This window comes from Sphingomonas rustica (assembly GCF_039652585.1).
Taxonomy (GTDB): Bacteria; Pseudomonadota; Alphaproteobacteria; order Sphingomonadales; family Sphingomonadaceae; genus Sphingomonas; species Sphingomonas rustica.
Window position 1 is genome coordinate 161,987 of record NZ_JBDIZK010000009.1, and the last position, 18,903, is coordinate 180,889.

Genomic DNA, 18,903 nt, shown 5'->3' on the forward strand with positions numbered 1-18,903 from the left:
GGGAGGTCGACGATGAGCGAGACCGATACCGACATCCAGGATGCGCCGGGCGTTGCCGAAAGCGAGCTTGACGAGGACGATCGGCTGAAGCCGGAATTCGTCCGTGCCGTGCTCGATGCGGTGCAGAATGGCGACGACGAGGCGGCGCGTGCGCTGGTCGAACCGCTGCATCCCGCCGACATCGCCGATCTGTTCGAACTCGCCTCGCACGAGGAGCGGCGCGACCTGGCGCGCGCGGTGACCGACCTTCTCGACGGCGACGTGTTCGCCGAGATGAACGATTATGTCCGCGAGGACCTGATCGACGCGCTCGAGCCGCACCAGGTCGCGGACATCGCCGCCGAACTCGATACCGACGACGCCGTCGCGATCATCGAGGACATGGAGGAAGAGGATCAGCGCGCGGTGCTGCGCGCGCTCGATCCCGACGACCGCGCCGCGATCGAGGAGGCGCTGTCCTATCCCGAGGAATCCGCCGGCCGCCTGATGCAGCGCGAGCTGATCGCGGTGCCCGAGCATTGGACGGTCGGGCACGTCCTCGACTATCTGCGCGGCAACGAGGATCTGACCACCGACTTCTGGGAGATCTTCGTGGTCGATCCGGCGCACAAGCCGATCGGCACGTGCGAATTGTCGTGGATCCTGCGGACGCCGCGCGGCGTCTCGCTCAGCGATGTCATGAAGCGCGAGCAGACGCTGATTCCGGTCGAGATGGACCAGGAGGAAGTCGCGCTGCGCTTCCAGAAATATGCACTGATCTCGGCGGCGGTGGTCGATGCCAGCGGTCGGCTGGTCGGCATGATCACCGTCGACGACGTGGTCCACATCATCTCCGAGGAAGCGGGCGAGGACGCGCTGCTGCTGTCCGGTGCCGGCGACGGCGACATCAACGAGCCGGTGCTGGATTCGTACAAGGCGCGCGTCCGCTGGCTGATCGCGAATCTGGGGACGGCGCTGGTCGCGGCGACGATCATCAGCATGTTCGAGGGGACGATCTCGCGCATGGTGACGCTCGCCGCGCTGATGCCGATCGTTGCGGGGGTCGGCGGCAATGCCGGGACGCAGACGATGGCGGTGACGGTGCGCGCGCTGGCGACCAATCAGCTCACCGATTCGAACAGCATGCGCACCATCCGGCGCGAGATCCTGGTCGCCCTGCTCAACGGATCGACCATCGCCGTCGTGCTGGGCTGCGCGGTCGCGCTCGTCTTCCAGAACCCGGCGCTGGGCGGGGTGATCGCTGCGGCGATGATGACCAACATCCTGATCGCGGGCCTGGCGGGGGTCATCGTGCCGCTGACGATGGATCGCTTCAATGCCGACCCGGCGGTCGCCTCGTCGATCTTCGTGACGATGACGACCGACTCGATGGGCTTCCTCGTCTTTCTCGGACTCGCGACCGCTGCCGGCCTGACCGCTTGATCGCGGGCGTCCGCGCACCCAGATCGGGACCATGCCGCTCAGCATCACCAAGGTCGCCTTTGGCTGCGACAGCGTGGACACGCTTGCCGCCCGGATCGCTGCGCGCGCTGCGGTCGCCGACCGGTTCGAGATGACGACCCGCTATCTGCCCAAGCGCCATGTCGAGATCGAGGGCGGATCGCTCTACTGGATCGTCAAGCATCAGCTGGCGGCGCGCTCGCCGATCCTCGGATTCGGCGAGGCGGAGGGCGGGCGCACCTCGATCATCCTCGAATCGAAGCTGATCCTGGTCCAGGCGCGGCCCAAGCGCGCGCATCAGGGCTGGCGCTATCTCGAGGGTGTAGACGCGCCCGCAGACCTTGGCAGCGGCGCAGGCGGCATCAGCGACCTGCCGCCGCACCTGGCCGGCGAACTCGCCTCGATGGGCCTGATCTAGCCCGGCCTATCTGGCGAGCGCCGGATAGGCGGCGCGGAACGCGGCCACCTTCGGCTTGTCCCAGCGAACGATATAGGGATGCGACGGATTCCGCCGCGCGAAATCCTGGTGATAGGCCTCGGCCGGGTAGAAGGTGCCGGTCTGGATCTTCGTCGCGATCGGCTTCGCAAAGGCATGGGCCGCGTTCAACTGGCCGATATAGGCGCCCGCAACGCGGCGCTGCGGCTCGTTCTGCGGGAAGATCGCCGAGCGATAGCTGGGGCCGACATCGGGCGTCTGGCGGTTCAGCTCGGTCGGGTCGTGCGCGACAGAGAAGAAGATGCGCAGCAGGGTGGCGTAGCTGACCTGCGCCGGATCATAGGTGATGCGGATCGATTCGGCATGGCCGGTGCGCTCGGTCGAGACGCGGTCATAGGTCGCGTCGGCGCGGCTGCCGCCGGCATAGCCGGTGGTGACCGAGCGCACGCCCTTCACCTGTTCGAACACCGCTTCCATGCCCCAGAAGCAGCCGCCGGCGAACACCGCGCTCTGCAGCCCTTTCACCCCGCCGACATCGACCTTCGACTTCGGGATGGCGACCGCGCCGTCGGCGCGCGCCATGCTGGCGGGAACGAGCAGCGCCAGCCCTGCTGCGGCCAGGAGGGAGAAACCACGGGTCATGGGCGCAATCCTCATCATCTTCGCGAGACTTTACCAACCCTTAGGTCGGAAGCCTTCGCGAAGATGCAAGAGGTCAGCGCAGCGCGGCGCAGGCCGTCTGGATGCGCTCGCACGCCTCGCGCAGGATCTCGTTCGACGTGGCATAGCTGATCCGCATCGCCGGCGAGAGGCCGAAGGCGGCTCCGTGCACCGCGGCGACGCGCGCCTCGTCGAGGAAATAGCCGACCATTTCCTCGTCGGTGGTGATCCGCTTGCCCTTGGGCGTGGTCTTGCCCATCAGCCCGGAGAATTCGGGATAGACGTAGAAGGCGCCCTCGGGCGTCGGGCAGGTCATGCCGTCGATCGCATTGAGCATCGACACCACCAGGTCGCGCCGGCCGCGGAACGCCTCGTTGCGCCCGGCCAGGAAGCCCTGGTCGCCGTTCAGCGCCGCGGTCGCCGCCGCCTGCGCGATCGAGCAGGGGTTCGAAGTGGACTGCGACTGGAGCTTGCCCATCGCCTTGATCAGCCAGGGCGCGCCGCCGGCGAAGCCGATCCGCCAGCCGGTCATCGAATAGGCCTTGGAACAGCCGTTCACCGTCAGGGTGCGGTCGTACAAAGACGGACAGACCTGGGCGATCGTCGCGAACTGGAAGCCGTCATAGATGATATGCTCGTACATATCGTCGGCCATGATCCACACCTGCGGGTGCCGTTCGAGCACCTCGCCCAGCGCCTTGAGCTCGTCCGCCGAATAGGCGGCGCCGGTCGGGTTGGACGGCGAGTTCAGCACCAGCCACTTGGTGCGCGGCGTGATTGCGGCGTCGAGCTGCGCCGGGGTGATCTTGTAATTCTGGTCGGCGCCGGCCTGGATGAAGACCGGCGTGCCGCCCGCGAACTGGACGATATCGGGATAGCTGACCCAATAGGGCGCGGGCACGATCACCTCGTCGCCTGCCTCGACCGTGGCGACCAGCGCGTTGAACAGCGTGTGCTTGCCGCCGACATTCACGCTGATCTGCTGCGTCGTATAGTCGAGTCCGTTGTCGCGCTTGAACTTGGCCACGATCGCCGCCTTCAGCTCGGCGGTGCCGTCGACATTGGTGTAGCGCGTCTGGCCCGAACGGATCGCCGCGATGGCCGCGTCCTGGATATAGTCGGGGGTGTCGAAGTCCGGCTCGCCCGCGCCCAGGCCGATCACGTCCACGCCGCTCGCCTTCAGCTCGTTCACCCGGGCGGTAATCGCGAGCGTGGCGGAGGGCTGGATACGGTCGAGCGCAGCGGAAGTCTTCATCGGTCAGGGCGCCTGTCTTTGAGGAGAAAGCGCCGCGCCTATACGCTCCGGTTTGTGCGATGCGCAAATGTAACGGCGGTTACGAGTCCGCGAAGCGCGTTGCCGATGAAAAAGCCGCCGTCCAGGTCCTCGGGGCGAAGCTCGCCCTCGATCGCACGGCCGGTTTCTAGAAGCTCGCCGCGCAACACCCCGGGCAGCAGCCCGCGCGACAGCGGCGGCGTCACCAGAACCCCGCCCCGCTCGACGAAGATCGAGGTGAAGCTGCCCTCGGTCAGGAACCCCTCGTCATCGACATAGAGCGTCTCGAACGCTTGCGGCACCTTTGGATAAAGGTCGCGCCGGCTGGTCTTGTGGACCAGGCGGAAATCGTGTCGGGCGACGGTCCTCGGCAGGATCGCGACGGGTACCGGTTCCGCGGGACTCTCGGGCATCGGCGCGATGCCGATCGCGATCGCCCCCGATCGCGCGAGCAACAGCCGGATTCGCGACGCGTCGCGCAGCCGGAAGGTCGCGGCCTGAAGCTCGTTGCGCACCCCGTGCCGGTCGAAACTGAAGCCGAAGCGCTGCGCGCTCGCCTTCATCCGCGCCAGATGGCGCTCGAGCAGCAGGATCCCGGCTTCGGGGTCGAACGCCATCGTCTCGATCAGGTCGAACCCGGTCTCGCCCGCGGTCACGAACGCGCCCTTGGCGAGGCATTCCGCCCATTCCTCGTCGACCTGCGAATCGGCCACCACGCCTGACCCCAGGCCGAGTGTCGCCGAGCCGCCCTCCGAGTCGATGCTGAGCGTGCGGATCGCGACATTGAAGCTTGCATCGCCGTCCGGGTCGATCCGGCCGATCGACCCGGTATAGAGGTTGCGCGGCTCGCCCTCGACCTCGCCGATGACCTGCATCGCCCGGATCTTCGGCGCGCCGGTGATCGACCCGCACGGAAACAGCGCCGCCAGCGCATCGATCGCGTCGAGCCCGTCGGCCAGCCGCGCGGTCACGGTCGATACCATCTGATGGACCGTCGGATAGCGCTCGACCTCGAACAATTGCGGCACCGCGACCGAACCCGGCCGCGCGACCCGCCCCAGATCGTTGCGCATCAGGTCGACGATCATCAGATTCTCGGCGCGCTGCTTCGGGTCGGCCGCCAGTTCCGCGGCCAGTATGCGATCCTCGGCATCGGTCGCGCCGCGCAGCGCCGTCCCCTTCATCGGCCGGGCGGTCAGCACGCCCTGGTCCAGCGAGAAGAAGGATTCGGGCGACAGCGACAGCAGCCAGCGGTCGCCGGTGGCGACCAGCGCGCCATGGCCCGCGCTCGCCCGGCCCCGCAACAACGCATAGAGCGCGGCGGGCGCGCCTGCCCAGCGCACCGCGGCCCGAAAGGTCAGATTCGCCTGATAAATATCGCCGGCCTGGATCAGGTCGATCACACGCGCGAACTGCTCGCCATAGCGGGTGCGGCCGATCTGCGGTTCTGCCGGCCCGGCCCAGGCGCCCGCGGGGTCGGGAAGCAGGGCGGGCACGTCGATCTCGCGATAGCCATCGAACAGCCCGAACCACAGCAGCGGCGTATTGCTGCCGCTGCCCGCCTGGCCCTGTGGCTCGAACGCCGCACCTGCCTCATAGGTCAGATAGCCGGCGGCGTGCCGGCCGCTGGTCCGGATCCGCTCCAGCGCCGCGTGAACCTCGGCTTCGGTTCGAGCCTCGACGATCTCGACCGGATCGGCATAGAGACGCGCGCGCCCGCCGGGACGCGCATCGTCGAGCAGCACGAAAGGGGAATCCGGCAGCATGGCAGGACCGCATGCCGGTCGCGGTCGCTCGGGGCAACCCCGTGTTGCTCCGCGCCTTGCCCCTGCCTATCAGCGGCGCCATGCCGACTCTCCCGATGCGCGCCGCGATCGTGCCCGTCACGCCGCTCCAGCAGAACTGCACCCTCCTGTGGTGCACGCGCACGATGCGGGGCGCCTTTGTCGATCCCGGCGGCGATCTCGACAAGCTGCGCGAGGTGATTCGACAGCATGGCGTCACGATCGAGAAGATCCTGATCACGCACGGGCATATCGATCATTGCGGCTCGGCCGGCGTCTTTGCTGCCGAACTGGGCGTCCCGATCGAGGGGCCGCACGAGGCCGATCGATTCTGGATCGACCGGCTGGAGGAGGACGGCCGCAACTATGGCGTGCAGGGCATGCCGTTCGAGCCGAATCGCTGGCTGGTCGATGGCGACGATGTCGCGGTCGGGGACCTGGTGCTCGACGTCTATCATTGTCCCGGTCACACGCCGGGCCATGTCGTGTTCCATCATGCGCCGTCGAAGTTCGCGACGGTCGGCGACGTCCTGTTCCGGGGCTCGATCGGGCGGACCGATTTCCCGCGGGGCAATCACCAGCAGCTGATCGACGCGATCGTCGGCAAGCTGTGGCCGCTGGGCGGGGACACGGTGTTCGTCCCCGGGCATGGCCCGCTCAGTAATTTCGCGCGCGAGCGGCAGTCCAATCCCCATGTCGCGGATTCGGTGCTCGCCCGGTCCTGAGGCCCGGCATGAAAAATCGCGAAAGAGCGATTTTTGGTCCCGCACCGGCCCGCTCCCCCACCCGACCACCCAACGGCAGTATTCTATGGGTGGTCGGGTGGGGGAGCGGGCCGGTGCCGCAATGCGCCGACAGGCGCATCCCAAACGGTGTCAGTACCAGGCGGTGACGATCGCCGCGATCCCCAGCGCCAGCATTCCCAGCATCGTCGTCGCGGCGCCGAATTGCCGGGCGGGCATGAATCCGTCCATGCCGAACGGATGGGCGACGCGGCCCAGGATGAACAGCGCCGCCGCGATCCACAGCCACAGGCTGGTCCCCAGCGCGAGTTCGAGCAGGCCGATCAGGATCAGGACGAGCGGGACATATTCGGCGAAGTTCGAATGCGCCCGCATCCGCGCGTTCAGCCGGTCATTGCCGCCATCGCCGACCGAAATCCGCTCGCGGATGCGGATTCGCCCGATCCGGACGCCCAGCCACAGGTTGATCAGTGCTGCGGCGCCGGCCGCGGTCAAGGTCACGGGAAGCAAAGTCATGAAGAATCCCCTTTCGATCCTGCATATAGCGTCACACGGCTGTGGACAGCCTTGCAACTGCGTCAGGAATCGGTATAGGCGCACGCTCGCTTCGTGACCTGTCCATCTGGTCCGGCGAGCGGCCGGCCTGGACCGTCGCTTGCCCGGAACTCCTCGTGGGCGTATCGCGAACCCGATATTGACAGTCAGTTCTAAGAAGGTTTGCCGAAATGGCCGTTCCCAAGAGAAAGACTTCGCCGTCGCGGCGTGGCATGCGTCGGGCGCACGACGCCCTCAAGGTCGAGGCGTTCCAGGAATGCCCGAATTGTGGCGAGCTCAAGCGTCCGCACGTCCTGTGCGGCGCCTGCGGCCACTATAACGGCCGTGAGATCACGTCCGTCGAGGCCTGAGCCTGACAACAGGGGCCTGACAGCATGACGACACCCTCGCGAATCGCCGTCGATGCGATGGGCGGTGATGGGGGTATCGCCGTGATGCTGGCAGGCGTCGCGGCTGCGCGGCGCCGGTACGAGGGGATTCATTTCTACCTCGTCGGCGACGAGGCGCAGATCCGCGAGGGACTTGCGACTCACCCGAACCTGACGGCCGCGTCCGAGATCGTTCACGCCCCTGACGTGATCCGGTCGGACGAGAAGCCGAGCCAGGCGATTCGCCGTGCCCGCACCACCTCGATGGGGATCGCCATCGACCTGGTGAAGCAGGGCAAGGCGGGCGCCGCGGTGTCGTCGGGCAATACCGGCGCGCTGATGGCGATGTCGAAGCTCTCCCTGCGAACGATGAAGGGTATCGACCGCCCGGCGTTGGCCGCGCTGATGCCCAGCCTGGGCGAGACCGACACGGTCATGCTCGACCTGGGCGCCAATACCGAGGTCGATGCCCGCAACCTCGTCCAGTTCGCGGTGATGGGTGCCGCCTATGCGCGCACCGCGCTGGACCTCGAGCGCCCCCGGGTCTCGCTGCTGAACATCGGCACCGAGGAGATGAAGGGCACCGAGAATATCCGCGAGGCCGCCGCCGCCCTGCGCGAGGCGGGCCATCTGCGACTCGATTTCCGCGGCTTCATCGAAGGCAACAAGCTGTCGCGGGGCGAGACCGACGTGATCGTGTGCGACGGCTTTTCGGGCAATATCGCGCTCAAGACGGTCGAGGGTACGGCGCGATTCGTCGCAGACCTGCTGCGTCGCGCCTTCGCCAACTCGATCCGCTCGAAGATCGGCTTCCTGATCTCGAAGCCCGCGACCGAATTGCTGCGGCACCATCTCGATCCCAACAACCATAATGGCGCTGTTTTTCTCGGCCTGAACGGCATCGTCGTGAAGAGCCATGGCAGCGCCAACGAGACCGGCGTGGCGACCGCGATCGGCTTCGCCGCGAAGATGCTGCGCGATGATCTGATCCGCCGCATCGCCGAGGATCTCGGCCACATCGAAGCGAAGGCGGCTTAGGGCTCCATATGACGTTGCGTTCGGTCATCATCGGTACGGGCACCGCGCTTCCTGCTCGACGCGTTTCCAATGCCGAACTGGCCCAGACCGTCGACACTACCGACGAGTGGATCGTCGAGCGCACCGGCATCCGCTTTCGCCATCTGGCGGGCCCGGACGAAACCACCTCAACCCTCGCGACCGACGCCTGCCGCGCAGCGCTGGCCGCTGCCGGTGCCGAGGCGGACGACATCGACCTGATCGTGCTCGCCACCGCGACGCCCGACCAGACCTTCCCGGCGACCGCGACCAAGGTCCAGGCGGCGCTCGGCATCAACGTCTGCGTCGCGTTCGACGTCGCGGCGGTGTGCTCGGGCTTTCTCTATGCGCTTCAGGTCGCCGACTCGATGATCCGCGTCGGCGCGCACCGTCGCGCACTGGTGATCGGTGCGGAGACATTCAGCCGCATCCTCGACTGGGAAGATCGCACCACCTGCGTCCTGTTCGGCGACGGCGCCGGCGCGATCGTGCTCGAGGGCCAGGAATCGGACGAGGCGACCGGCCGCGGCATCCTGGCGACCCGGCTCCATGCCGATGGCCGCCACAACGAACTCCTCTATGTCGATGGCGGCCCCTCGACCACCGGAACCGTCGGCAAGCTCAGGATGAAGGGTCGCGAGGTCTTCCGTCACGCCGTCGTCAACCTGGCCGAGGTCATGCAGGAAACGCTGGCGGTCGTCGGTCTGACGTCGGCCGATGTCGACTGGGTCGTGCCGCACCAGGCCAATGCCCGCATCCTCGACGCGACCGCGCGCAAGCTCGGCCTGGCGGCGGAGCGGGTCGTGGTGACCGTGGACCAGCATGCCAACACCTCTGCCGCATCGGTGCCGCTGGCGCTCGACACGGCGGTGCGCGACGGCCGCATCAAGCAAGGCGACCTGCTCGTGCTGGAGGCGATGGGCGGCGGCTTCACCTGGGGGGCGGCAGTCGTCCGCTTCTGAAATCGCTCATTGCCGTACCGTAATGTTCCCGTTTGCGGGTTCATGACAATCTGTTAGACAGAAGTTTGATCATTCGCGGAGACTCCGGACAATGGCCGCTGGCGCCACGCTGACGAGAGCTGATCTGGCCGAATCGCTTCACCGCGAGGTTGGTCTGTCGCGTGCCGATGCGGCGCGACTTGTGGAGCAGATTCTCAGCCATATGTGCGAAGCGTTGTCGAAGGGCGAGAACGTCAAGATCTCGGGGTTCGGCAGCTTCATCCTTCGCGACAAGGGTGAGCGGATCGGCCGCAATCCGAAGACCGGAGTCGAGGTGCCCATCGCGCCGCGCCGCGTCCTCACGTTCAGGGCCAGCCAGATGATGCGCGACCGCATCGTCTCGGCCGGCTGACGGACAGGGCCATGCCGGCGCCCGGAAAGGCGGCTGGCGCGCTCCGCACGATTGGCGAGCTGGCCGAGGAGATCGGCCGCCCCCAGCATATCCTGCGTTATTGGGAAACCCGGTTTCCCCAGCTGAGGCCGCTCACCCGCGCCGGCAATCGACGCTATTACCGGCCCGAGGATGTCGAGCTGGTGAAGCGGATCCACCATCTCCTGGCGGACGAGGGCTATACCATCCGCGGGGTCCAGAAGCTGCTGGCGAGCGAGAAGCCCGGCCGCGGCCCGGCGCCCAAGGCATGCAGCAGCGGGTCGCTCACCGCGATTCGCGCGTCGCTGGTCCAGGCGCTCGAAGAGGATGGCGGCTGACCGCCGGGGCCGTCAGTCGCGGTCAGGGCCCAGGGCGGGGTCGAGGTCGCGCGGGCGGGTGAACCGGACGAGCAGGCCGGTACCGGGTTTCAGGTCCGCCCAGCGCTCGACCTCGAACCGCATCTCGGCCAGGCTGGCGGTCGGGAACTTCACCTCGACATCGTCGCGAAGCTGATCGTGATCGGGAATCAGCGCCAGGACCAGCTCCTCCAGCCCCGGATTATGGCCGACCATCAGCACCCGGTCCGCCGCGTCGGGCAGGTCGTGGACGATGTCGAGCAGTGTCGCGACCGATGCGAGATAGACGCGCTGGTCCCAGTCGGGGGCAAGTTCGCTGCCATAGCTTTGCTCGACCTCGCCCAGCGTCTCGGTGACCCGGACCGCGGGCGAGGCGACGACATGATCGAAAGTCAGCCCGATCGCCTTCATGTAGCGGCCGACCGCCTGGGAGGCGCGATGCCCCTTGGGGTTCAGCGGCCGATCGAAATCGCGCGCCACGGTGTCGTCCCAGCCCGATTTGGCATGACGCAGCAAGGTGAGGGTCTTCATCTTATCCCCGGATCGGCATCTTCATGGTCGGTCGCCGGTGCGTCATGCCGCAACCCTGTTGCCAAAGAAAGACGAACCCGTGCCACCGCTTCATCCAACGTCACGCGGGCGACCGGCGTTCCGGCGGGGAAGGCGGACAGCAGTCGCGACGGCATCGCCGACGACAGCAGGACGAAGGTCCCGCGATCGTCGGCGCGCCGGATCAGCCGGCCGAACGCCTGCGCCAGTCGCGCGCGGACGATGCGATCGTCATGCGCCGATCCGCCGCCAGCCAGTCGTCGTGCGGCATGGAGCACGGTCGGCTTGGGCCAGGGCACGCCCTCCATCACCACCAGCCGCAGCGACTCGCCGGGCACGTCGACGCCGTCGCGCAGCGCATCGGTGCCGATCAGCGAGGCGCGCGGATCGTCGCGGAAGATGTCGACCAGCGTGCCGGTGTCGATCGGATCGACATGCTGCGCCATCAGCGGCAGCCCTTCGCGCGCCAGCCGGTCGGCGATCCGGGCATGGACCGCACGCAGCCGTCGGATCGCGGTGAACAGGCCCAGCGTGCCGCCGTTCGCCGCGACGATCAGCCGGGCATAGGCGTTGGCCAGCGCGGGCAGGTCGCCGCGCTTCACGTCGGTGACGATCAGCACCTGCGCCTGATTGGCATAGTCGAACGGGCTGACCGCCTCGAACCGGCCCGCCGGACGCATCAGATGGGTGGCGCCGCTGCGCGCTTCGGCCAGTTCCCAGTCACCGCCCGCGCGCAGCGTCGCGGAGGTGATCAACGCGCCATGCGCCTGCTTCAGGACGGTCTCGGCAAAGGGCTTGGACGGGTCGAGCCAGTGGCGGTGCAGGCCGATATCATATTCGCGGCCCTCGACCCGGTCGACCGCCAGCCAGTCGACGAACTGGGGATCGGCCGGCCCCCCGATTCGCGCGATCAGCGACAGCCACGCGCCGACCGTCTCGGTCCGCCAGCCCAGCGAGGCGATCGCCCCCTCGATCCGCGCGCGCGCCGCCCCGTCCATCCAGTCGGGCGCCTCGGCCAGCACTGCTTCCAGCCTCCGGCCCAGCGTCACCATCGGCCGCACCATCGCCTCCAGCGCGGCTCCGGCCGGTCCGGCCGCCTCGACCAGCGTCCCGTCGGGCTCGGCAAGTTCGGTTTCCAGCCCATAGCCGGCCTCGGCGGCATTCTCGGCGCGCGCATAGGTCAGGCCGCGGACTGCCGCGAGCAGCGACTCGACCGGGCCGAAGGGCTGGCCTTCGTTCAGCCGCTGCAGCCAGCCATCGGTCGGCAGCGCCTGTGCCGCGATCACGGCGGCGGCGATCGCTTCGCCGCCTTCGGAATCATAGCTGGCGACGTCGGAAAGCCTCGCAGCGAGCCCGCGTCGCCGTCCGCGCGATCCGGATTCGGGACCGGTGATCCAGCGACGCAGCTCGATCGCCTCCTGTCCGGTCAGCGCGGCGGAGAACATCGCGTCGGCCGCATCGAACAGGTGATGGCCCTCGTCGAAGACATAGCGGGTCGGCCGTGCCGCGGTCTCGCGTCCGCGCGCGGCGTTGACCATGACCAGCGCATGATTGGCGATGACCAGGTCGGCATCGACGCTGGCCCGCGCCGCCCGCTCGATGAAGCATTTCCGGTAATGCGGGCAGCCGGCATAGATGCATTCGCCGCGCCGGTCGGTCAGCGCGGTCGATCCGTTGCGGCGGAACAGCACCGGCAGCCAGCCCGGCAGGTCTCCGCCGATCATGTCGCCATCGGCGCTATAGGCCGCCCAGCGCGCGACCAGCTGCGCCAGCACCGCCGCACGCCCGGCGAATCCGCCTTGAAGCGCATCCTCGAGATTCAGCAGGCAGAGATAATTCTCGCGTCCCTTGCGCGTCACGATGCGCCGCTTGCGCTCTTCGGGATCGGCGAACAGCCGCTCGCCCTCGTTCGCCAACTGGCGCTGCAGCGCCTTGGTGAAGGTCGAGACCCACACCGCGCCGTCCGCCTCCTTCGCCCACAGCGACGCGGGCGCAAGATAGCCGAGCGTCTTGCCGATGCCGGTGCCCGCCTCGGCCAGGACCAGGTTCGGCGAATCGCGCATCTCGCGCGGGGCGAAGGCGCGCGCGGCGGCAGCGGCATAGTCGCGCTGTCCCTGGCGGCGCTCGGCTCCCGTGCCGGTCAGCCGGGCCAGGCGATCGGCGACCGCATCGTCGTTCAGCGTCACCGTGCGCGGCGCGGATCGCGGCGGCTGCTCGCTCCATTCGGGCAGGCGCGAGAAGAGCCAGCGTTCGGCGCGCTCGGGCTTGTCGAGACGCTGGCCGACGACCGGCGCCCAGGGCCAGCGCAGCCGGAACAGCGACTGTGCCGCATGCCATGCGCCCTCGCGCTCGGGCCAGTCGCCGTCGATGCTCGCCAGCAACGCCTCGGCGGCGTCGCGCAGGAACGGGGCGACGTCGGCGTCGCTTGCCGGTGGCTCGATCCCCGCGGCGCGCGCCAGCCCCTTTGGCGTCGGCACCATGAAGCGGGCAGGGCGCAGGAACGCGAAGAGTTCGAGCAGGTCGAGCCCCGACAGCTCGGGATGGCCCAGCCGCTGCCCGACCAGCGGCGCGTTCAGCAACAGGGTAGGGGTGTCGGCAGCGATTCGGATCGCCTCGCCGCGTCCGACCGCGCGGACCTCGCCTTCATGTGCGATCCACACGCCGCCATGGCTCGCGTGCAGCGCGGGATAGGGAAGGTCGAGCACATCCGGTCCATAGCATGGCGGAACGGAAGGGAAACATGGATTGTGCCGCCGTCCGGCACGTCGATCCCGCCGGATGCTGGCCCTCGCGCCCAGTCTTCGCTAGAGCCCCCGGCATGTTCGACAAGGCAAAGTTGCGCGACGCCGCGCTCGCTTCCAAGGCTTGGCCCTATGAAGAGGCGCGCAAGCTGCTGAAACGCTATCCCGACGGCGCGCCGGCCAAGGGACATGTGCTGTTCGAAACCGGCTATGGCCCGTCGGGCCTTCCGCATATCGGCACGTTCAACGAAGTGCTGCGCACGACGATGGTGCGCCATGCGTTCGAGGCGCTGTCGGATATTCCGACCCGGCTGATCGCGTTCAGCGACGACATGGACGGGCTGCGCAAGGTGCCCGACAATGTGCCCAACAAGGACATGCTGGCCCGGCATCTCGGCAAGCCGCTGACGCAGGTGCCCGATCCGTTCGGCACGCATGACAGCTTCGCCGCGCACAATAATGCGCTGCTGTGCGAATTCCTCGACCGGTTCGGCTTCGACTATGAGTTCGTGTCGTCGACCGATTATTATCATGGTGGCCGTTTCGACGATGCGCTGCGCGGGGTGCTGCGCAACTATCAGGCGATCCTCGACGTCATGCTGCCCACGCTGGGCAAGGAACGCCAGGCGACCTATTCGCCGGTGCTGCCGATCAGCCCCACGAGCGGGATCGTGCTGCAGGTGCCGGTCGAGGTGGTCGATGCCGAACAGGGGATGATCGCGTTCGACGATGGCGGCGAACGGGTCGTCCAGAGCGTGCTGGGCGGCAAGGCGAAGCTTCAGTGGAAGGTCGACTGGGCAATGCGCTGGGTCGCGCTGGGCGTCGATTACGAGATGTCGGGCAAGGATCTGATCGACTCGGTCACCCAGTCTTCGAAGATCGCCCGCGTCCTTGGCGGCAAGCCGCCCGAGGGCTTCAACTACGAGATGTTCCTCGACGAAAAGGGCGAGAAGATCTCGAAGTCCAAGGGCAACGGGCTCAGCCTCGACCAGTGGCTGACCTATGGCCCGGACGAGAGCCTGGCCTTTTATATCTTCCGCGAGCCGCGCAAGGCGAAGGCGCTGCACATGGGCGTGATCCCGCGTGCGGTCGACGATTACTGGCAGTTCCGCGGCAACTGGCCGAACCAGCCGATCGAGCAGAAGCTGGGCAACCCGGTCCACCATATCCACAACGGAGCGGTGCCGACCGAGACCCTGCCGGTGACCTTCGGGCTGCTGCTCAACCTCGTCGGGGTGATGGGCGGCGACGCGACCAGGGAGCAGGTCTGGGGCTATCTCGGCAATTATGTCGTCGATGCCTCGCCGGCGAACTGGCCCGCGCTCGACAAGCTGATCGACTATGCGCTCGCCTATGCCCGCGATTTCGTGGCGCCGACGCTCCAGCGCCGCGCGCCCGAGGGCGTCGAGATCGAGGCGCTGCGCCGGCTCGATGTGGATCTGGCGGCACTGCCCGCCGACGCCAGTGCCGAGGACATCCAGAACATCGTCTACGAGATCGGCAAGACCGGCGGCTTTGCCGAACTGCGCGACTGGTTCAAGGCGTTGTACGAGACGCTGCTCGGCTCCAGCCAGGGGCCGCGCATGGGCAGCTTCATCGCGCTCTACGGCATCGCCAATTCGCGCAAGCTGATCGCCGAGGCGCTCGCCAAGGCGACCGGCTGAGCGTTCAGCGCCGGGCCGGCGCCTGCCACGTAAGCGTGACGGTCGCGCCGGCGCCGGGAACCCGCTCCGCGGTGATACCAGCCTCGGTCAGGCGGGCGATGACCGTCTCGGCCTGTGCGCCCGACACGCCGATCGGCAGCGCCACGCGCTGTCCGGCCCAGATCGCGGTCGCCAGCGCCTCCGCATCCGGCGTGTCGCCGTCGAATGCGATCGTCGGCAAGTCTGCGGTCGGGGGGATCAGGATGATCGTCCAGCCCTGGCTGGCAGCCGCGACGCGCTGCTCCAGCGCACGATAGGCGGCTGCCGTCGCGCCCGGCAGGGTGGTTGCGCGAACCTGAGCCCGGCGGGTGCCGCTGTCGGCGACCACCGCCTCGGGCGTGACTCCGGCGACCAGCGCCAGCCGGTTGCGCAGGTCGTCGCCATAGCGCGTCTCGCTGGTCTGCGCCGCTGCGATCTGCGCTGCCTCGGTCGATCCGGTTTCCAGGCCGATCCGCACCTGGTCGATATGCAGATCGACCGGCGCGCCCAGCGAGTCGGTCACTGCCGCGCGGGTCCGCGCATCGGCATCGCCGTGCAGCGTCGGCGTCAGGACCACGGCGCGGATGCGCAGCGGCTTTCGCTCGAAATCGATGTCGAGCTGGCTGATCCGGGCATCGCGCGGGAAGGGCGCACGAACCGCATCGCGGATCTGGCGCTGGGCGATCGCCTCCCAGGCGATCTGGCGCAGCGCGATGCCGAGCGGCACCGCAAGCGCGAGTAACCCTGCCACGATCAGGAAGCCCTGAAGCCGCGTCTGGCTTGGCGAAAGGTGCCCGCCGAATCCGTAAAGCCGTCCCATGAGCGCGGCGGTCAGCGCGATCGTGACCAGGTTGGTGAGGAACAGCAGCAATGCGCCCCCCGCGACGGTCGGGTTGGTCGTGGCGATGCCGAAGCCGACCACCGCGAGCGGCGGCATCAGCGCGATGGCGATCGCGACGCCGACCACCGTCTCGCCGCGGCCGCGGACCAGGGCGTAGCCGCCCGCGACCGCCGACAGCAGCGCCACCAGCAGATCGAACAGGTTCGGCTTGGTGCGGATCGCGATCTCGGTCGTGATCGTCTGCACCGGCGACAGCGCCACGAAGCCTGCCGACAGCAGGATGGCGATCACCGACCCGGCGGCAAGCGCGAAGGTCGCGCGCTTGATTTCGGCAAGGTCGAAGGTGGCCAGCCCGAAGCCCAGGCCGATGATCGGCATCATCAGCGGCGAGATCAGCATCGCCCCGATCAGCACCGCCGATGACGGCAGCAACAGTCCGAGGATCGAGATCAGGACCGAGATGACGATCAGGAAGGCGTAGCGCGAACTCCACCGCGCCTCGTCGGCTACCCGCGCCAGGACGGCGGCATGATCGACATTTGCGGTCAGCGTGTGACGCCACCAGCGCCATAGCGAAAGGGGGGACAGGGTCGCTTGCGTCATGACGCGGACGTAGGGGGTTCTCACCCGCTAGGCCACCCGGTAGGGGCAGAAGGGTCGGGCATGAGGGTGGAAGGACAGGGATGAGACGCATTCGACATCCGCTTTCCGAATCCGCGCTGCGCGACTTCATCCGCTCCGAAGCTGCCGGGGGGATCGTGCTGATGGCGGCCTCGGCGCTGGCGATGCTCGTCGCCAATTCGCCGTTGCGCGGGGCCTATTTCGACCTGCTCCACCGGGCGGTCGGGCCGGTGATCGCGCCCGCGCATGGCCCGATGACGATCCATCTGTGGATCAACGACGGGTTGATGGCGATCTTCTTCCTGCTGGTCGGGCTGGAGATCAAGGGCGAGTTCACCGGCGGGCGGCTCGCGACCTGGCAGCAGCGGCGCCTGCCCGTCCTCGCCGCGGCGGCGGGGATGCTGGTGCCGGCGCTGATCTTCCTCGCGATCACCAGCGGAACGCCGGGACTGGGCAATGGCTGGGCGATTCCGGCGGCGACCGACATCGCCTTCGCCATGGGGGTGCTCGCCATCCTGGGACGGCATGCCCCGCCCTCGCTCAAGCTGCTGCTGGTCACCATCGCCATTGTCGACGACATGGGCGCGGTCGCGATCATCGCGGTCGCCTATACCGCGCATCTCGACCTGCTGGCGCTCGCCGGGGCGGCGGCGATCCTTGCCGGAATGGTCGCGCTCCCGCGCTTCGGGGTGACCCGGATGCGCTGGTATCTGGCACTGGCGGCGGTGCTGTGGATCCTCGTCTATCTGTCCGGCGTGCACGCGACCATCGCCGGGGTGGCGGCGGCGATGACGATTCCCGACTCGGTGCGCCACCGGCTCGAGGCGATCCTGAACCCATGGATCGCCTTTGCGATCGTGCCGCTGTTCGGATTCGCCAATGCCGGCGTGTCGCTCGCGGGGATGAGCCCGGGGATCCTGCTGGCGCCGCTGCCGCTGGGGATCGCCGCCGGCCTGTTCCTCGGCAAGCAGGCGGGAATCTTCGGCAGCATCTGGCTTGCGGCCCGCACCGGCTTTGCGCGCCCGCCCGAGGGAGCGGGGTGGCGGCAGGTCTATGGCATGGCGCTGCTTGCGGGCATCGGTTTCACCATGAGCCTGTTCATCGGTGGGCTGGCCTATCCCGCGCGGCCCGATCTGATCGACGAGGTGAAGATCGGCGTGCTCGCCGGCTCGCTGCTGTCCGCGCTTGCCGGCTTCCTGGTCCTGCGGTCGGCCAGCACCGCGACGCCGAGCACCGCCAGTCCGCCCAGCGACAGCAGCGCGCCGACCCAGCCGGTCGACGTCCAGCCATAGCCGGCTGCGATCGCCAGCCCGCCCAGCCAGGGGCCGAGCGCGTTGGCGGTGTTGAATGCGGAATGGTTGAGCGCGGCGGCCATCGCCTGCGCCTCGCCCGCCACGTCCATCAGCCGGGTCTGGAGCACCGCACCCAGCGCGCCTGCCATGCCGACCGCGAACACGCACAGGCACAGCGTCCAGAAGTTGCCGGCCGCGAACGGGTACAGCGCCAGCGCGATCGCGCTGCCCGCCAGCAGCACCGCCGCCGTCGGCATCAGCGCCCGGTCGGCGAAGCGCGGCGCGATCAGGTTGCCCGCGGTCATGCCGAGTCCGAAGACCGCCAGCGCGATCGGGATGCTGCTCGCCGGCGCGCCGGTGACCTCCAGCAGCGTCGAGGCGACATAGGTATAGACGCAGAACAGCCCGCCGAACCCGATCGCGCCGATTCCCAGCGTCAGCCACACTTGGCCGTTGGCCAGCGCGGACAATTCCTTCAGCGGGCTCGCCGCGGGCTCCGGCCGGTCCTGCGGCACGAACGCGATCACCAGCGCGACCGTCAGCATCGCCAGCACCGCGACCACCCCGAACCCCCATTGCCAGCCCACTGCCTGGCCCAGCCAGTTGGCGAGTGGCACGCCGATGACTGTGGCGATGGTCAGCCCCAGCATGACCCGCCCGACCGCCTGCGACCGCTTGTCGTGCGGCACCAGCGACGCCGCGACCAGCGCGGCGACGCCGAAATAGGCCCCGTGCGGCAGGCCGCTGAGAAAGCGGAACGCCAGCATCCAGCCATAGGTGGGCGCAAGCGCGCTCATCCCGTTGAACAGCGCGAAGCTGGCCATCAGCAGGATCAGCAGCGTCCGCCGCGACAGCTTTGCGGCGCCGACCGCAAGCAGCGGCGCACCGACGACGACCCCCAGCGCATAGGCGCTGATGACATGTCCCGCGGTCGGCGCATCGACGCCGAGGCCTTCCGCGAAATAGGGCAGCAGGCTCATCGTCGCGAATTCGGTCGTCCCGATCGCGAAACCGCCCATGGCGAGTGCGAAATGAACGAGCAGCACCGGGCGGGGCCGGGCAGGGGAAGGGGCGGGGCGCATCTCCCCCAACTGGCTATGCTGCACTGCAGCGTCAACCACAGCACGCCGCATTC

At 68.2% G+C, this 18,903-nt stretch carries 17 protein-coding genes and 1 pseudogene; 10 read left to right on the forward strand and 8 right to left on the reverse strand.

Features of this window, described 5'->3' with window-relative positions:
* The first annotated feature begins 12 nt into the window (after positions 1 to 12).
* On the forward strand, positions 13 to 1,422 hold the full coding sequence (mgtE, locus tag TPR58_RS15680) for a magnesium transporter (RefSeq protein WP_346247646.1): 1,410 nt from the start codon (positions 13 to 15) through the stop codon (positions 1,420 to 1,422).
* A 31-nt stretch (positions 1,423 to 1,453) separates the two neighbouring features.
* The gene (locus TPR58_RS15685) at positions 1,454 to 1,858 is read left to right on the forward strand and encodes a DUF1489 family protein (RefSeq protein ID WP_346247647.1); all 405 of its coding nucleotides are present in this window, start codon (positions 1,454 to 1,456) and stop codon (positions 1,856 to 1,858) included.
* A gap of 6 nt (positions 1,859 to 1,864) precedes the next feature.
* Here TPR58_RS15685 and msrA read toward each other — a convergent pair whose 3' ends face one another.
* From msrA to pabB, 3 genes are all read right to left on the reverse strand, one after another.
* On the reverse strand, positions 1,865 to 2,518 hold the full coding sequence (gene msrA, locus TPR58_RS15690) for a peptide-methionine (S)-S-oxide reductase MsrA (RefSeq protein ID WP_428835725.1): 654 nt from the start codon (positions 2,516 to 2,518) through the stop codon (positions 1,865 to 1,867).
* Positions 2,519 to 2,591: 73 nt separating this feature from the next.
* Positions 2,592 to 3,791 carry a pyridoxal phosphate-dependent aminotransferase gene (locus TPR58_RS15695; protein WP_346247648.1) on the reverse strand — a complete coding sequence of 400 codons (1,200 nt, stop codon included), beginning with the start codon at positions 3,789 to 3,791 and terminating at the stop codon, positions 2,592 to 2,594.
* Positions 3,792 to 3,829: 38 nt separating this feature from the next.
* The gene (gene pabB, locus TPR58_RS15700) at positions 3,830 to 5,575 is read right to left on the reverse strand and encodes an aminodeoxychorismate synthase component I (RefSeq protein ID WP_346247649.1); all 1,746 of its coding nucleotides are present in this window, start codon (positions 5,573 to 5,575) and stop codon (positions 3,830 to 3,832) included.
* An 80-nt stretch (positions 5,576 to 5,655) separates the two neighbouring features.
* On the opposite strand from pabB, the gene TPR58_RS15705 reads away from it, so the two are divergent.
* Complete coding sequence (locus TPR58_RS15705) at positions 5,656 to 6,318, forward strand: MBL fold metallo-hydrolase (protein ID WP_346247650.1); 663 nt, start codon at positions 5,656 to 5,658, stop codon at positions 6,316 to 6,318.
* A gap of 150 nt (positions 6,319 to 6,468) precedes the next feature.
* Here the strand turns inward: TPR58_RS15705 and TPR58_RS15710 are convergent, their stop codons facing one another.
* Entirely contained in the window at positions 6,469 to 6,852 is a 384-nt protein-coding gene (locus tag TPR58_RS15710) for an MAPEG family protein (protein WP_346247651.1), read from the reverse strand.
* Between the two features lie 209 nt (positions 6,853 to 7,061).
* Here TPR58_RS15710 and rpmF point away from each other — a divergent pair, with 209 nt between their 5' ends.
* The 5 genes from rpmF (at position 7,062) to TPR58_RS15735 (ending at position 10,024) form a co-directional block, all read left to right on the forward strand.
* Entirely contained in the window at positions 7,062 to 7,241 is a 180-nt protein-coding gene (gene rpmF, locus TPR58_RS15715) for a 50S ribosomal protein L32 (RefSeq protein WP_346247652.1), read from the forward strand.
* A gap of 24 nt (positions 7,242 to 7,265) precedes the next feature.
* Positions 7,266 to 8,297, forward strand: coding sequence for a phosphate acyltransferase PlsX (gene plsX, locus TPR58_RS15720; protein WP_346247653.1), 1,032 nt, complete (start codon positions 7,266 to 7,268; stop codon positions 8,295 to 8,297).
* An 8-nt stretch (positions 8,298 to 8,305) separates the two neighbouring features.
* Entirely contained in the window at positions 8,306 to 9,277 is a 972-nt protein-coding gene (locus TPR58_RS15725) for a beta-ketoacyl-ACP synthase III (RefSeq protein WP_346247654.1), read from the forward strand.
* A 91-nt stretch (positions 9,278 to 9,368) separates the two neighbouring features.
* The gene (locus tag TPR58_RS15730) at positions 9,369 to 9,668 is read left to right on the forward strand and encodes an integration host factor subunit alpha (RefSeq protein WP_346247655.1); all 300 of its coding nucleotides are present in this window, start codon (positions 9,369 to 9,371) and stop codon (positions 9,666 to 9,668) included.
* Positions 9,669 to 9,679: 11 nt separating this feature from the next.
* The gene (locus TPR58_RS15735; protein ID WP_346247656.1) at positions 9,680 to 10,024 is read left to right on the forward strand and encodes a MerR family transcriptional regulator; all 345 of its coding nucleotides are present in this window, start codon (positions 9,680 to 9,682) and stop codon (positions 10,022 to 10,024) included.
* 12 nt (positions 10,025 to 10,036) lie between these two features.
* On the opposite strand, the gene TPR58_RS15740 is transcribed toward TPR58_RS15735, so the two are convergent.
* Both TPR58_RS15740 and TPR58_RS15745 read right to left on the reverse strand, forming a co-directional pair.
* A complete protein-coding gene (locus tag TPR58_RS15740) occupies positions 10,037 to 10,573 on the reverse strand; it encodes a SixA phosphatase family protein (RefSeq protein WP_346247657.1) in 537 nt (178 codons plus the stop codon).
* Positions 10,570 to 13,296: an ATP-dependent DNA helicase gene (locus TPR58_RS15745; protein ID WP_346247658.1), complete on the reverse strand. Its 2,727-nt coding sequence runs from the start codon at positions 13,294 to 13,296 to the stop codon at positions 10,570 to 10,572. Before TPR58_RS15745 ends, TPR58_RS15740 begins: the two co-directional genes overlap by 4 nt.
* A gap of 113 nt (positions 13,297 to 13,409) precedes the next feature.
* On the opposite strand from TPR58_RS15745, the gene TPR58_RS15750 reads away from it, so the two are divergent.
* On the forward strand, positions 13,410 to 14,996 hold the full coding sequence (locus TPR58_RS15750; protein ID WP_346247659.1) for a lysine--tRNA ligase: 1,587 nt from the start codon (positions 13,410 to 13,412) through the stop codon (positions 14,994 to 14,996).
* A gap of 4 nt (positions 14,997 to 15,000) precedes the next feature.
* Here TPR58_RS15750 and TPR58_RS15755 read toward each other — a convergent pair whose 3' ends face one another.
* Positions 15,001 to 16,458 carry a DUF389 domain-containing protein gene (locus TPR58_RS15755; protein WP_346247660.1) on the reverse strand — a complete coding sequence of 486 codons (1,458 nt, stop codon included), beginning with the start codon at positions 16,456 to 16,458 and terminating at the stop codon, positions 15,001 to 15,003.
* Between the two features lie 80 nt (positions 16,459 to 16,538).
* On the opposite strand from TPR58_RS15755, the pseudogene nhaA reads away from it, so the two are divergent.
* Positions 16,539 to 17,690 (forward strand): annotated as a pseudogene (gene nhaA / locus TPR58_RS15760) (Na+/H+ antiporter NhaA); the annotation flags it as partial.
* Here the strand turns inward: nhaA and TPR58_RS15765 are convergent.
* Positions 17,591 to 18,850, reverse strand: coding sequence for an MFS transporter (locus TPR58_RS15765; RefSeq protein WP_428835731.1), 1,260 nt, complete (start codon positions 18,848 to 18,850; stop codon positions 17,591 to 17,593). The pseudogene nhaA and the gene TPR58_RS15765 overlap by 100 nt on opposite strands.
* Positions 18,851 to 18,903: the final 53 nt, after the last annotated feature.

What these genes read in the sequence shown, in the direction of transcription:
- mgtE (WP_346247646.1), top strand. Translation starts at nt 13, where the DNA reads ATGAGCGAGACCGATACCGACATCCAGGATGCGCCGGGCGTTGCCGAA.
- TPR58_RS15685 (WP_346247647.1), top strand. Translation starts at nt 1,454, where the DNA reads ATGCCGCTCAGCATCACCAAGGTCGCCTTTGGCTGCGACAGCGTGGAC.
- msrA (WP_428835725.1), bottom strand. Translation starts at nt 2,518, where the DNA reads ATGACCCGTGGTTTCTCCCTCCTGGCCGCAGCAGGGCTGGCGCTGCTC.
- TPR58_RS15695 (WP_346247648.1), bottom strand. Translation starts at nt 3,791, where the DNA reads ATGAAGACTTCCGCTGCGCTCGACCGTATCCAGCCCTCCGCCACGCTC.
- pabB (WP_346247649.1), bottom strand. Translation starts at nt 5,575, where the DNA reads ATGCTGCCGGATTCCCCTTTCGTGCTGCTCGACGATGCGCGTCCCGGC.
- TPR58_RS15705 (WP_346247650.1), top strand. Translation starts at nt 5,656, where the DNA reads ATGCCGACTCTCCCGATGCGCGCCGCGATCGTGCCCGTCACGCCGCTC.
- TPR58_RS15710 (WP_346247651.1), bottom strand. Translation starts at nt 6,852, where the DNA reads ATGACTTTGCTTCCCGTGACCTTGACCGCGGCCGGCGCCGCAGCACTG.
- rpmF (WP_346247652.1), top strand. Translation starts at nt 7,062, where the DNA reads ATGGCCGTTCCCAAGAGAAAGACTTCGCCGTCGCGGCGTGGCATGCGT.
- plsX (WP_346247653.1), top strand. Translation starts at nt 7,266, where the DNA reads ATGACGACACCCTCGCGAATCGCCGTCGATGCGATGGGCGGTGATGGG.
- TPR58_RS15725 (WP_346247654.1), top strand. Translation starts at nt 8,306, where the DNA reads ATGACGTTGCGTTCGGTCATCATCGGTACGGGCACCGCGCTTCCTGCT.
- TPR58_RS15730 (WP_346247655.1), top strand. Translation starts at nt 9,369, where the DNA reads ATGGCCGCTGGCGCCACGCTGACGAGAGCTGATCTGGCCGAATCGCTT.
- TPR58_RS15735 (WP_346247656.1), top strand. Translation starts at nt 9,680, where the DNA reads ATGCCGGCGCCCGGAAAGGCGGCTGGCGCGCTCCGCACGATTGGCGAG.
- TPR58_RS15740 (WP_346247657.1), bottom strand. Translation starts at nt 10,573, where the DNA reads ATGAAGACCCTCACCTTGCTGCGTCATGCCAAATCGGGCTGGGACGAC.
- TPR58_RS15750 (WP_346247659.1), top strand. Translation starts at nt 13,410, where the DNA reads ATGTTCGACAAGGCAAAGTTGCGCGACGCCGCGCTCGCTTCCAAGGCT.
- TPR58_RS15755 (WP_346247660.1), bottom strand. Translation starts at nt 16,458, where the DNA reads ATGACGCAAGCGACCCTGTCCCCCCTTTCGCTATGGCGCTGGTGGCGT.
- TPR58_RS15765 (WP_428835731.1), bottom strand. Translation starts at nt 18,850, where the DNA reads ATGCGCCCCGCCCCTTCCCCTGCCCGGCCCCGCCCGGTGCTGCTCGTT.